12 protein-coding genes are annotated in these 14,070 nt (G+C 44.6%); 1 reads left to right on the top strand and 11 read right to left on the bottom strand.

Annotated elements, in window-relative coordinates; genetic code table 11:
- Positions 1-687 precede the first annotated feature (687 nt).
- The 9 genes from U4956_RS12640 to agaB form a co-directional block, all read right to left on the bottom strand.
- Entirely contained in the window at positions 688-1,875 is a 1,188-nt protein-coding gene (locus U4956_RS12640) for a hypothetical protein (RefSeq protein WP_323091046.1), read from the bottom strand.
- On the bottom strand, positions 1,850-2,770 hold the full coding sequence (murB, locus tag U4956_RS12635; RefSeq protein WP_323091045.1) for a UDP-N-acetylmuramate dehydrogenase: 921 nt from the start codon (positions 2,768-2,770) through the stop codon (positions 1,850-1,852). The genes U4956_RS12640 and murB overlap by 26 nt, the downstream gene beginning before the upstream one ends.
- Positions 2,771-3,865, bottom strand: a complete 1,095-nt coding sequence (gene murG / locus U4956_RS12630) for an undecaprenyldiphospho-muramoylpentapeptide beta-N-acetylglucosaminyltransferase (RefSeq protein ID WP_323091044.1) — start codon at positions 3,863-3,865, stop codon at positions 2,771-2,773.
- Between the two features lie 675 nt (positions 3,866-4,540).
- Entirely contained in the window at positions 4,541-5,359 is an 819-nt protein-coding gene (gene srtB, locus U4956_RS12625) for a class B sortase (RefSeq protein ID WP_323091043.1), read from the bottom strand.
- Positions 5,360-5,731: 372 nt separating this feature from the next.
- Complete coding sequence (gene nagB / locus U4956_RS12620; protein WP_323091042.1) at positions 5,732-6,448, bottom strand: glucosamine-6-phosphate deaminase; 717 nt, start codon at positions 6,446-6,448, stop codon at positions 5,732-5,734.
- 213 nt (positions 6,449-6,661) lie between these two features.
- Positions 6,662-7,327 carry a GNAT family N-acetyltransferase gene (locus tag U4956_RS12615; RefSeq protein WP_323091509.1) on the bottom strand — a complete coding sequence of 222 codons (666 nt, stop codon included), beginning with the start codon at positions 7,325-7,327 and terminating at the stop codon, positions 6,662-6,664.
- 314 nt (positions 7,328-7,641) lie between these two features.
- Positions 7,642-8,544, bottom strand: coding sequence for a PTS system mannose/fructose/sorbose family transporter subunit IID (locus U4956_RS12610; protein ID WP_323091041.1), 903 nt, complete (start codon positions 8,542-8,544; stop codon positions 7,642-7,644).
- Positions 8,534-9,328: a PTS sugar transporter subunit IIC gene (locus tag U4956_RS12605; RefSeq protein ID WP_323091040.1), complete on the bottom strand. Its 795-nt coding sequence runs from the start codon at positions 9,326-9,328 to the stop codon at positions 8,534-8,536. The genes U4956_RS12610 and U4956_RS12605 overlap by 11 nt, the downstream gene beginning before the upstream one ends.
- 37 nt (positions 9,329-9,365) lie before the next feature.
- Entirely contained in the window at positions 9,366-9,842 is a 477-nt protein-coding gene (agaB, locus tag U4956_RS12600) for a PTS galactosamine transporter subunit IIB (protein WP_323091039.1), read from the bottom strand.
- Positions 9,843-10,762: 920 nt separating this feature from the next.
- Here agaB and U4956_RS12595 point away from each other — a divergent pair.
- The gene (locus U4956_RS12595) at positions 10,763-11,941 is read left to right on the top strand and encodes a helix-turn-helix transcriptional regulator (protein WP_323091038.1); all 1,179 of its coding nucleotides are present in this window, start codon (positions 10,763-10,765) and stop codon (positions 11,939-11,941) included.
- Positions 11,942-12,339: 398 nt separating this feature from the next.
- On the opposite strand, the gene U4956_RS12590 is transcribed toward U4956_RS12595, so the two are convergent.
- Together U4956_RS12590 and U4956_RS12585 are read right to left on the bottom strand one after the other, a co-directional pair.
- Positions 12,340-12,780 carry a PTS sugar transporter subunit IIA gene (locus U4956_RS12590; RefSeq protein WP_323091037.1) on the bottom strand — a complete coding sequence of 147 codons (441 nt, stop codon included), beginning with the start codon at positions 12,778-12,780 and terminating at the stop codon, positions 12,340-12,342.
- A complete protein-coding gene (locus tag U4956_RS12585; RefSeq protein WP_323091036.1) occupies positions 12,777-13,991 on the bottom strand; it encodes an SIS domain-containing protein in 1,215 nt (404 codons plus the stop codon). The genes U4956_RS12590 and U4956_RS12585 overlap by 4 nt, the downstream gene beginning before the upstream one ends.
- Positions 13,992-14,070: the final 79 nt, after the last annotated feature.

Raw genomic sequence — 14,070 nt, 5'->3', positions numbered from 1 at the left:
ACATTCAGGCAAAACCTGTTCTATTTTGCAGGCCCGTCAAAAACAGGGGTATGTGATAGGCCTTGCAAGAAATGGTTTTCAAAGATGTTTATGGCATCGGGTATATTATAAGCATTTTTTCTATAAAACAAAAACGAGTGTGGCCATTCACACCAACCACCCACAAAGATGTTTTGCCCCAGCATTTTTCAAACGGTTACAGATCATATTCACTATACAGTCAGGCAGATATGATGCGTTAAGCCATATTTTTATGTAAATTATGGTCTAATTTCCCATTTTTTGTTCTCCCCTTGCCGGGATGAACATCCAACATCGATTTTTTCTTTTTTTGCGATGCTTGCGTATCTGACAAAACAAACTCGCAACGATTCATCCTTTCAACTTTCACGTTAAAATTTCGTCCATCAAAAAAGCGATTCTCAGCCCGTTTCGGGTATTTCCAAAAAGAAACATACAGTTTTCCTTTCGTCTTTCCTTGTGTCCTCTGCTCTTTTTCATTGAATCTGTATTCCCGCCTTCCTTCATGCGGCGTCTTCTCATCGAATTCATGTCTCTTCTTTATTCTGAGATCGGCCTTGGTTCAAGGCATGAAAACGACCAGCAAAAAAAACCGTTCACAGAAAATGCGAACGGTCATTCATCACTTACAGAGGATCGGAATAGTCGCCGGACAGGACGCAGGATCTAGTATGGATAGAAAGTATCCGAAGCTGCATCATAGGTGTAGTAAATGCCATTGTCGGTATTATAAAACAGATTGGTCGATGGCGAATGCTGCATATAGTCGACAGCCGAGCCTTCCCAGTCCGTAATGGTCGAAAGGTCTTCTGGAATCTGCCCGGAAGTTGGCTGCGAAGCTGGAGTCTGGTCAGCAGCTGGTGTCTGCTGAGCATTTGGATCCTGATTTTCAGATGGCGCAGGCGCCTGATTCTGGTCTGTTGCAGCTTGATTCTGGTCAGCTGCGGTCTGGTTTTGGTCCGTCTGACTTTGATCTGTAGACGAATCCGTCTGCCGGGCGTTTTCCTGTGGGGTTGGATAGATATTCTGATCGAGCACGCTCTTTGGAATTTCACGGTTTTCCGCACGTTCTTCCGGTGAGAGATACATATAGGAGCAGGCAATTTTATTGACAACTCCATTGTCGCCATCGAGCATCAGGCAGACATTTTCGCCTTGCAGGTTGACCAGAACCTGCTGATACGTGCTCATCATGAACAGCGATGGAATCGAGGTAAAAATGGTATTTCCATCCTGCAAAACGAGCTTGAGCATATTCTTGTCATAACTTTCCTGCCATGGAAGAATTTCAGCGATCTTTTCAAAGACAGAACGGGTCAGCTGATCTGGATGCTCCCGGACTTCTTTGGCAATCAAATCCAGAACTTCCGGCGAAAGATCCGCTAACAATGGATAATGCACCAATGTACGCAGTTCGGTCTGACTGGTCACAGGAATTCTTTCACCCTGACTGGTTAACAGATAGTTTTCCCCGTTTTCTTCATAGTAGCCAATGATCGTTTTTTCCTGAATATCCAAGTTCAGGACCTGGCCATCATAGTAAACATCAGCCGATTCAATAAGCGGGTTGGCCAGCAGTTTCTTTTCCATCTGCTGGGGCAGATTGAGGTAAGTCCGCTGGTTGACCGATACATCCGCAATGCCATAAATCTGCTGCGCAGTGAAATAGTAATTTCCAGAACAGACCAGAGCCTGTATGCGGGTATACGGACAGAATAGATAGACGAACGTGCAGATCAGCACAAAAATCAAAACACCCGTTCCGATTTTCAGCCAGACTGGACGGTCATCTTTTGCCGCCTGCATGGGATCAAGGTTTGTCTCACGCTTAGCAAAGAGAGTCATCTTCGGCATGCCAGTTGATCCTTTCTACTTCCGTGATCAGTCGAACACCAAATTTTTCCCAGGCATCTTTCTGAATCATCCGGATAAGTAAATCGACATCATGAGCCGTAGCACTGCCTTCATTGACAATGAAATTCGAATGGACTTCGCTTACTCTTGCCCCGCCGATCGCTTTGCCGCGATAGCCTAGATTGTCCACCACCTGCCAGGCATTCATCCCTTCCGGGTTTCGAAACACCGACCCTGCAGAGGGTCTGGAGATGGGCTGACTGGACAGCCGGCGCTGTTTTCGAGAATCCATCAGCGCTTTGATCTGGGTTCTTTCTTTGGGTTCTAGAGCAAAACGGGCCGAAAGAATAATCCAGTCTTTGTGGGTCTGGAACAGAGAGTGACGATAAGTAAAATCGAGTTCTGCTTTGGGCAGCGTTACAATCTGGCCATCGCGCAGAATTGTGACATCGATTAAGATTTCAGAAAGATCGGAACGGTAGGCGCCGGCGTTCATATAAATGCCACCGCCAATACTGCCTGGAATTCCGGAAGCAAATTCCAGACCGGAAAGGCCATGATCCATGGCCTCAAAACTCAGCTGGATGATCGAACAGCCAGCCTGGGCGTTGAGAATATTGCCTTTTTCAAAGGTGAAAGCGTCAAAACCAGATTTGAGCGAAATCACAACGCCATGATAGTCGCAATCATCAATCAGGACATTGCTGCCGTTGCCAAGAACGAGCCAGTCCACCTGATTGTTTTCAAGCAGTTCAATCAAAGTAACCAGGTTTTCCACGCTGTCGACTTCAATAAAGAAATCAGCCTTGCCGCCAATTTTATATGTTGTATGTCTGGAAAGAGGTTCGCGCTCCCAAACCTGGCCCAGACGATAAAGAGTGTCTTTCAGGCTCATTTACTGTTTTCCACCCTTGTCTTGAATCATCTGGCTGGCCCAGTCAATCATATTTTCAGCCGCTTTTCGGGTGCCCAGATTCCAGGCGTTTTGAGCCAGTCTCTGGCGGTTTTCTTCATCCAGAAAAGCCGTTGCGATTGCTTCAGACAGCGAATCGGCATTGAGATCTTTTTCTTCCAGCAAAACAGCGGCATGCTTATCCGATAACATGCGCGCATTGTAGTACTGGTGGTTTTCTGCAACATACGGACTTGGGATAATCACCGCCGGAATTCCGGAGGCTGTTACCTCACAAAGCGTAGTCGCCCCCGCCCGGCACACAATGCCATCGAGCATCGCATAAATGCGCAGAGCATCGACATACGGCACAGTATGGACATTCGGGAAGGCATCAAACAGATGCAAATCAGAATCATTATCTTTGCCGCAGACATACAGAATCTGCAAAGATGGATCCACTTTGCTCAGAGCTTCTTTCATCAGTTCGTTGACTGAAGAACTGCCAAGGCTGCCCATCACGATCATGATGGTCTTCAAGTTTGGGTCCAGGCCCAGAGATTCAAAGTACTCTGGATCTTTTTCAATGCGGGCTGCCAGTGAGGAACGCGGATTGCCCAGCTGACGGGCCTTATCCGCTCCAAAAAAGTTGGTTGCCTTGTCATAGCAGGTGACAATCCCGGATGCATAGCGGCTGACCACTTTGTTGGCCTTGCCGACAACAGAGTTCTGTTCATGAAGCATGACAGGAATGCCAAGGGAGTGGGCTGCCATGGCCGCCGGTGCACAGACATAACCGCCAAAACCGATTAAAAGATCTGGCTTTTCTTGTTTCAGATACGTTTTTGCCTGACCTCTGGCCTGGAACATCAGCCAGATGGCTTTCAGCTTCTGAACAACGCCGCCAGTCAGACCAGAGGCGTGAACCGGCAGGAAGCGATAGCCCGCATTCGGAACAATCTGGGCTTCCATCCGGTCATCATTTCCAATAAAAACCAGTTCAGTGTCTGGTTCTTGTTCTTTCCATATTTGAGCGAGGGCTAAAGCCGGATAAATATGTCCGCCAGTTCCCCCGGTAGCGATACAAATTTTTTTCATAGTAAATATCAAATCTCCAACAGGATATCCTCTCAGAATCTGCCCACTTGAAAGCTTTCCGCTTTGACAGAAAAGCGACAGGCGTATAACAGATTTCCTGATCCAGCGCGATCAAACCTGATCAGTCGGGAGTGGGTGCTACCTGACTATTGTGGGCTGTTTTTGGGTTGTTTTCAATGGTCCAGATTCAGAATTGCTGATGAGCGATACAAAAGCAATTTTTGAAAGATAAACTCTGGCATCCATTTCGATTCTGCCATCTTCCAAGCAAAATGACGGATGGTCAATGCGAAGACGGATTTTTTTATTTTACTCTTCCTCTGATCCGATACGCAAATATTCATAGCCATTATTCATAGCCATCATTCATAACCACTGATTGATTTTTCATCTTTGCAGCTGGTTGCAGCCCCTATGACAGATTCATTTGAAATAGAAAAGCAGAAAACCTTGCGATCAGTGATCTTTGTTGATCTATAACCTTTCTCATTATAATCAAGCCACATAGAAAAAGCCTGACCTTTAGAGAAAAGATCAGGCTTCTTGAAAACAGAATGGAAAAGTGCAGATCAAAATGTAGATTTGTGATGGATCCAGGCAGATTAGTCTGCCTTTTGACGGACTTTCTGTTTTCCTCCATCCGTACATTTCCAGCTTTCTTTCTTTGAGCATCGGTTACGAAGCTTCACTTTGCGGAATGAGTTCATTCCATTCCTGCAAAGCGCCCATCAGGACAATTCGCTGATTGGAAGAGAATCCATAATCCAGGTTACAGGTCGAAAGGGTCACAAAATTACGGTTGGTCAGATCCATATCCCGCGTATAGAGCGCCTGACTGTACACATCTGCCATGACCTGATCCTGCTGGCCAGCATAATCGGTCAGATACACAGCTGCATCATCTGAACCCTGATAGAAGGCAATGACATTGCAGCGATAGTTCTGCTCAGGCGTGAGCAGCCAGAAGTAAGGATGCGAATCGAAAAAGGATTGATCGCTGAAATTTTTCAGGCTGGTAAACATGCCGCCCACATCGGAAACGGAATGTCCATAGATCAGGGAGTTATCATCCAGAAAGTTTGGATTTGCGGCAGCATCCAGAAAAATCGATCCCCAGGAGTTGTAAGCTCCAGTATAGGTATGGGTCAGATAGTAATCATTGTCTGCCCCCTGCACGACCGGATACGAAATGCCGGTTCCCGGTACAATAACCCAGGCTACGACATTTGGGTTGGCAGCTTTCAAGCCGGCCCAGTCCACCGAGAAATAATCGATGTGATTGGTTTCTGTGGTCTGGTCTTCAATCTGCTGTCCGGGCGTCAGATATTGAGCCAGTTCTTCCGTTTCTTTTTCCAGCTGGTGGCCTTCACTCCACACTCCATACAGTTTCCATCCTGCAAACAGGAAGACAACCAGGGCGACCAGTGCCAGAACGCGGAAAATGATGACACTGACGCTTGTCTTTGATTTATTAGATTTAGAATTTTTACTCATACAGCTATCTTAGCGAAAAGCGCCAAATTTCAAAAGAGCTGTCGTCTTTTCTTTTGAGCAGATGCGCTGTTGGAAACCATATGAAAAGAAGCCATAAAAATCCTCTGTCCCAGCCGGCCTTCAGGCATGGAAAGAGGAAAAACGGCCAAGCGAATAAAACAACAGACTTCAGACTGCAGCAAATAGGAACCTGGATGAAAAGCGCTGATCCAGAAGAGATAACCAGAAGAGATAAAAAGATACAAGAAAAAGAGGAGCCAATGAAAACTCCTCTGATTTATCTGCTTCAGACGATCCTTTTTTCGATCGTTCTTCAAGTTTATCGCTTCAAACTTACTTAGAAAGTTTACTTAGAAAGTTTACTTAGAAAGTTTACTTAGAAAGTTTGGAGGCAGCTTCTGCGTCAACGATGACGACGCAGTCTGGATGGTTCTGTAAAACAGAAGCTGGGCATTCGGTCGTAACTGGTCCTTCGATCATGGCTTTAACAGCATCCGCTTTGCTTGCCCCATTGGCAATCAGCAGAATTTTCTTGGCGTCCATAACAGTTCCAATTCCCTGACTGATGGCTTTTTCTGGAACTTTAGTGATGTCGTCATCGAAGAAACGTTTGTTGGCATCTCTTGTGCTTTCTGTCAGCTCAACGATGTGTGTTCTTTCGTCGAATGGTGTTCCTGGTTCGTTGAAACCGATGTGACCATTGCGGCCGATTCCGAGCAGCTGAATATCTACGCCTTTCACTTCATCATCATATTTCTTGGCATCTTCAGCTGTAGAACCATAAGGAACATGCGTGTTGTCTGGGTTGATATCAACGTGTTTGAACAGATGATCGTTCATGAACGTATAGTAGGACTGAGGATCGTTGCGATCGATGCCTACATATTCGTCAAGGTTGTAAGTCACAACATCTTTATAGGATGTTCCATTTTCTTCATGGTCTTTGACCATTTCTGCATACAGACCTTCAGGTGAGCTTCCAGTCGCCAGACCTAAAACCGCATTTGGTTTTTCATCCAGGACAGCCTTCATCACTTTGAAGGCTTCTTTGCTCAGACCGTCATAATCTTTTGTGACAATAACTTTCATACTCTTACTTTTCTCCTTCTCTGATCGTGGCAATAACGTCACTATTATAAGGCTTACACTCTCAAAATAGTCGGAAATTGCGATCATTTACCGATTTTTATAAGCGGTTGTTCAGCTTTGAACTTTCCAGACCTTGTTTTCTTTTTTCTCTCTTCTTTTTCTCTTTTCAACCTGTCTAACGAATCGGGATGACTTTCCATGATGAACCTAACTTCAGCTGTTTCTCTTCTCTGTTTGTTCCCTGTAGTCTTCTTGCAGTGAAGATGTCCTTTTTGAAGGTTCCTGTCTGAGTGGCAGAGCAGCCAGACAATTGTGGTAGTCGATTTGTGGAAAAGTATCCAGATAGCTTGAAAGGACGTTGTAATACTGATCGTAGGTGACCGGTGTCGGATAGCTGAGCAGCTCCATTTCAACGCCAAAAAGCTGGATTTCCTGATTGCAGTCGATCATGTTGTTGCGAAGATAAAAGGCCTTGCGGCGGGCTGGAATCTGATCCGATGCAGTGAATGTAGATTCAATTTCAATGATGAATGGCTTAGAACGATGGTCTTTCAGCCACGATAACAGGCGGGAGCCAATTCCCCGATCACGAAGTTTTGGATTGACAGCCAGATAATCAAGGATATCTGCCTGCTGGCCGTTTACAAGAAAAAGCAGACCCGCAAATTCATTGTGGTCAAATGCAGAGTATGCCTCCATTCTTCCCTTTTGGACAGATTGAAGAACCATCTCCATTGGTTTTCTTTCACTGTCGGGAAAGGCATCATGATAAAGCTGGTATACTTCTTCATATTCAGAATTTGAACGTCTAAATGGACGCAGTTCAAGCTCGTCAGTCTTACTGGAAGGCTCCCGATTGGTTTGAGACTTGGCAGGCATTCTATCTGTTTCTACTGGGGTCATTTCGTTGCGATTTATTTTATTTGGGTTCATTTTTTGGATATTCATAGTTAAACCATAACAAAAGCAAAGTAATCTCTCAATTCTCATCCTTTCTGGCAGGAATTTCAATATCGCCTCCATCTTGACATTGCCTTCAAAATGGCTTGCTGTTTCTGTGTTTTCCCGCTTTCTGCCAGACTTTTGTCCTTCCCTCATTGTCTTATCAGCCTATTCTTTCATCTTCCGGCTTCTTTTCTTTTCATCTTTTCAACAAAAAACTCCGCTGGCGCGGAGTTTTTCGCTTTTTGATTTTAGAGTAAATCAACTGAAGTAGCCCATGGAACCGGAACAAATGGTTTGTAACCAGAACCGAGGATACCGAATGCACCAGCAACGATACCGATCACCAGCAAAAGGAGGATACATTTGATCGGAGTCCAGCCTTTTTTCAGCAGGAAGTACATCAGCAAAGTCAGCAGTAAAGGAAGCAGGCAAGGCAGAATCTGGTTGAGGTATTCCTGAAGAACAATTGGTTTTTCACCATTGGCGAATACCATACCTGTTGTCGTTCCACCGCCATAGTTTGCAGTTAAAGCACCAACAATGAAGACACCGAGGATGGAAGCAGCGCGGGTGAATTCTTTCGCGTTTGCAGTCATCATCCGAACAGCATCAAGACCGATGTTGTAAGACCAGTACATCAGAATATAACGAAGAACCATTTCAATTCCGAATGCAAGAACGAAGTACAGAATTGGTCCCATCATGTTTCCGCTCATTGCCATACCGCAAGTCATACCTGCGATGATTGGAATCAGTGTAAACCAGAACAGAGCGTCACCAATACCGCCAAGAGGAGCGGCTGTAGAAATACGAACGGCACGGATTGTCTGGATATCCATTTTGTTCTGTTCCATGGAAAGAACAAGACCCATAACAAACGTTACGATAAATGGATGGGTGTTGATAAAGTCAAGGTTCTGGCACATGGACATGGCCAAATCTTCTTTGTTTTTATGAACAGCTTTCAGACCAGGAAGCATAGCCCAAAGCCAGCCGATCGCCTGCATACGTTCATAGTTGAAGCAGATCTGAAGGTTACAGGAGCGCCAGATCATTTTATTCAGAGTTGCTTTGTCAACTCTTGGAGCTGGCGTCAAATCTGTATAATACTGCAGATCCTGGAGGTTGAGTTCACTACCTTTAGATGCCATCCGAGAAATCTCCTAACCCTGCATTTGCAGCAGCTTCTTTAATATTCACAGAAGTGAAGTAGTTGCTTAAAGCTACGCCAATACCGATGAAAGCAACGATAACCAGAGTAGCTGCAGATAAAGCTTCGATATTTCCGACGATCAGAGCCATTGCAAATCCAGAAAGGAAATAGCCCCACATATCATTGGAAAGCATGATTTTTAACAGAACACCAAATCCGACGAAACGCATCATGCCGCCGGCAACACCAAGTCCGGACATGAACCAGGCTGCATTTGTAGATAAAGCTTCCATGGCTGGCTGAATACTTTCACCTGCAAAGTAAGCGAGGATCGCGATGACGGCGAACAGACCGCCAAGCAGAATAACATCAGTCAGAATTGCTTTGCTCACGCCGCTTGTTTCCCCTTTGGAGCAGGTTTCATCGCACCAGGAGTTGAAGGAAGAAGCAATCGTGAACACGATTGTTACAACGTAAGTACCAAATACAGAGAAGATAATCGCAGCGCCTAAAGCCTGTTCGACTTCCATCCCGGCTTTTACTGCGAATACCATGGCAACAACTTCGCCAATTACTACGTTGGCTGGCTGTGCACCGCCGACTGGCATGGAACCAATCATCATCAGTTCGTAAGTACCACCCAAAACAAGACCTGTATTTACGTCGCCTAAAATTGCACCGATAATCGGGCAAGCACAGATCGGACGATAAATGATCTCAGTCAGGGAGAACTGGTCAATCGCGAACAGGAAAGTTACGATTGCCAATAAGATAACTTGCATAGTAGTCTCCTTTAGTTTCGGTTATTCGATTGTAAGATCAGCTGAAGAGTTTCGATACGTCTTCTTTTGCTGTGTTTGGAGTGCGCTGGATTTCAAGGGTAACCCCGAGATCCTGCAGTTTTTTGAATGTAGCCACATCATCATCGTCAACAGCAACGCTGGTTGCAACCTGGCGTTTGCCTGGGTGCATATGCATATTCCCAATGTTGAGAGTCTTGATGGGAACGCCTCCCTCCACGAGTTTGAGTGCGTCCTGTGGTGTTTCCAGAATCAGGAAAATTTTCTGATTTGGGCTGGCTTTTCCGATGACCTTAATCGTCTTATCCAGACTGAAGTAACGAGTCTGAGCATAACCTGGAGCAGCCATGTTCATCAGACCCTGACGGAGCTGGTCTTTAGAGACTGCATCGTTGGCAACTAACAATAAATTCGCTCCTACAACTCCTGACCACTGAGTAGCCACCTGTCCATGAATCAGGCGGTTGTCAATACGAGTAGCAACAATATTCGGCATATAAATCTTTTCTCCTTTCTAATGTCAAAGCTTGCTTCTCTTTCAAGCGCTTTCGATGTTTCCATTATAGAAGATTCTATAGATTCGGCGTTACACAAATCACGTCATTATTTGCACTTTTTAATATTCATTTTCGGAATTTAGCCTGATAAAGCCAAACAAAACCTTATTTTTGTCAAAATTATGAAGCAATTTGTACATTTTATTTGATTTGTCGAATAATTATGGGTTAATTTACGGTAATTTTTGAGAGGTAAGCGGGATACAATAATGATAAAAATAAGATTTAAGTTTAATCCTGCCGTTCTTTGACTTCTCAGGCAGAACAATTGTGTCTGAATTCAAATGTAAAGATATCGTTAACGTTACATGCCGTCAATGGTCAGGTGTAAGCGTTTACTGTTTGTATTGTACAATTCAGGTTATGATAAAATGGATAGTCCTTCCAGTAAAAACCAAAGGCCAATCGACGATCTGGATCACACAGCCTTCCAGCCCTTCTGACAGATTTAAATATTCCTTTATGCATCGCTCATCTTTGTGTTTTCTATTTATCTCTTTTCAACAGGAATGATTTTCGGCACTTCATATGTTTTTTTTCTGTTGAATTCAGGTCATTCATAATGCACAGAACTAAAAAATGCATTTCCCTTGATTTCGCTTCAAAAATGTGTACTTTTATGGAGAAAACTAGTGTATTGGCTTCAAAACAATCCAGACACTGCTTTTAACCTTTCAATTTCTGCTTCATTTTCACCCATTTTTCCCTTCTGTTTTTACAGATTCTTCCTCATCTTTACTCAGATTTCCCTCAGGCTTATACTTTTCAGTATCAAAAAACTCATGCGCTTTGATTTGTGCCTTTTAAAGCGGCCAGAGAAGAAAAAAACGAGTCTGCAAAGACCCGTCAGGAGGAAGTCATGCTCAAGCGTACAACCCATTATCAGTTTCAGCCGTATGGGGAGATTTTCTACGAACTCCCAGATCTGAGTAAAGCTGCTTTTGATGGAACCTATCAAGGTGAATCCATCCCACTAAAGAACAAGACAGTGACTCATGTCTCTGTCTCCAAAGATCCGGTCTATATCGGCTGTAAATCCGGTATTGTTCTGCTTGTCGTTCAGAAAGGCGATCAGCCGGATGCTTCCTATGAACAATTTGTTGTTCACCGCATCGTCAAGCTGAACCGCAATGTGCGCTACGGACTGATTTCCATTTCTGTCAGTTCTGAGGCCATGGTCTATTCCATTCCGCATAACTGCCAGACACTGCGACTGCCTGAGCCGATCACTTTTGAACCTATCGAAACAAGACTGCATATTGAAGAAATTCTGGCTACCTATTATCAGGTGCGCAAAGGCGATTATGTCTTTCCCGGCGAAGCCCATCAGTATTATGAGCTGATCTACATTGACCATGGTTCGATGGAAACAGCCGTCGAAGGGAAAGATTTCCACCTGGAAAAATACGACCTGATGGTCTATGCCCCTGGCCAGTTTCACTGCCATCACACCGGACCAGACCAGAACTGTTCCTATCTGACGGTTATTTTCCGGATGAACGACGCTCTGCCCGAAGCCCTTGAAAACCGGATCTTTCACAGCCGCAAAGATATTTACCAGGTCCTCTGCCGGTTTATGAAGGCCATCCAGAGTGACGACTATCTGTCTAATGAACTTTCCATTCTGTATCTGAAGGAAGTCATGATTCTGCTTCACCAGTTTGATCACAAGCATGCAATAGATGCGAACGTCAATCCGATGCAGATTCACTACGAACATACGCTGCTCAACGAGATTCTTGTCTACATCAACAACAACATCTATTCGGCCTTCACCGTTGAAGATCTGTGTGCCAAGTTCTCTGTTTCCCGTTCCTCTTTGCAGAACCTGTTTCGCTCCAACCTGCAGATCTCACCGAAGCAATACATTTCGGAAAAGAAGCTTTCGCAAGCCAAACAGCTGATTCAGGAACATAAGCATACGATTTCTGAAATCAGCGACATGCTCGGCTTTACAAGCATTCACTATTTTTCCCGGAAATTTAAAGCCCAGTATGGTGTCAGCCCGACGGATTATTCCAAGTCCATCAACCAGTAAAACCAGCTTTTTCTAAAACGGAAAACCGACCTTCCTGGTTTGTCTGACCATTCGATTATGCAATCCTATTTGTGTTGTTTTAAGTCATCCGGATAGGACATTGGTTCAGAAACCGGTATTCTACAAGTGAGCCAGAAAGGCTCACTTCATAATCAAATTCCCTTTCTTAAAACTTTCTTGAAAAAAGAGTCCACTCGGGCTCTTTTTTTTCATGCCAAGTGCGTCTTCCACTTTAGATCCGGTTTTCCCAAAGCAGAACTCCAACGAACTCGTGGGCTGACTGACACATGGACGATCCGAACTGATTTGGCAAAAAAAACGGATGCCCCACGACACCCGTTCTATTCGACTGTTAATGATTTGAATTCGATCAAACGTCTGGAAATGAAGATCTAAATCTAGATTCCGTCAGAAAAATCTTCTTCGTCTTCATCGATGGCTGCAGGCTGTTTGAATTCAAAAGCCTGAACCTGATCTTTTCCGACGGTCACTGCCTGCTTGGCCAGTTTATGAACATCGTCTACGAATTGTCTGACCATGTTGATTTCCAGCAGCATACCCAGATTCGTTCCGGCAACGACTTCATATCCTCTTGGATAGCCCAGTTCAACACTCAGCTTGAACGGCGATCCGCCTGCCAGATCTGAAAGCACAAGCACAGATTCGCAATCTGCCAATCCATCCATGGCTTTTTCCAGCTTTTCAGCCAGAAGGTCTGTAGAATCTGTCAGATTAAAATCCACCGCATAGTAGTATTCTGCCGGTCCGGCAACTACATTCAGTGCTTCTGTTAATCCGGACGCAAAATGGCCGTGGCCAGTAACGATTAAACCGATCATTCACTCTTCTCCTCTACTGTTGTTTCGGTCTCGCTTTGAATTTCATAAGGATAAATGGTCACACCCTGTACTACACGGTTGACTTCACCAGTTGGGCATGGGTTATCCGGGGTAACGCCCAGAGAGATCGACTTGAATAAGGCGATGACCTGAGCAACAAGGATGTAATCAAAGGCGAGATACATATTATCTTTAGCGAAAAGCAGACCAAAATCAACATAGAGATCGACTAAATCACGAATTTCCACATAATCTCTGGCCGCAACGGCAACAAGTTTATTTCCCTTGCGTTCTCTTGAAACTTCTCTGATCAGATCTAAATCATACTGACGCTGATAGGGATCATCAGAAACATAAACAATCGTGAGGGTATCTGGATTGATCACAGATTTTGGTCCATGACGGAAGCCCATTGGAGAATCGAATACAGTGTCTACAAGGCCAGCTGTCAGTTCGCAGATTTTCAGACGGGATTCCTGAGCGATGCCTTTGAGAACATTGGCGCCAAGGTAAACGATCCGATTGAAGTTGTAAGTCTTGACCAGTTCTTCACAGGATTTATAGCCATGATCAAGGAATAGCTGTGCTTTGAGAATGACGTCTTCGAGCTGGGCTTCAGTTTCGAGCAGATGATCAAGATTGAAGCAGAGCATTGCGGCCAGCATCATGTTGGTAAAGGAGCTGGTCATCGCAAAACCTTTATCGTGAGTTTCTGGTGTCAGGTTGATATCGAGCGCATTGCTTTTTGTTGCAGCAGATTTGGCCAGGGCACCCTCTTTGTTGCAGGTGATGAATAAATGGTAGGCATTTTCTTTGCAGACGGTGTCAGTAACCTGAACGGCTCCGATGCTTTCAGGAGAATTTCCGGAACGGCCAAAGCTGACCAGCAAAGTCTTGCGGTTTTTATCGAGATAGCTTTCAGGAGATTCAACTAAATCGGTAGAGGCATAGGATTTAGCACGGAATCCTGTGCAGGTATTTACGAAGGTAAACAGTGCATTTCCGACATATTCACTGGTTCCGGCCCCAGTAAAGATAATGTCCAGGTTTGGATCTGCAAGTAATGGATCAAGAAACGCCTTGATCTCATCTTTTCTTTCTTTGATCTCTTTTAATGTTTTCTTCCAGGTTTCTGGCTGCTGGTAAATTTCAGCGGCGGTAAACGATCCATTCGCAGCTTCCCAGAAGCTCTTATCATGACCGAAAATCATGGCTTTCGCCCTCCTTTATCTGATGAGTTCATTATAGACGCGTTTGCACATTTTTATCTAAATTCCTGATTCGAATACT

Source organism: Allobaculum sp. JKK-2023, assembly GCF_034745455.1.
GTDB lineage: Bacteria > Bacillota_I > Bacilli_A > Erysipelotrichales > Erysipelotrichaceae > Allobaculum.
The sequence above is the reverse complement of the archived record's forward strand: the minus strand, read 5'-3'. Positions and strand labels throughout refer to the sequence as shown.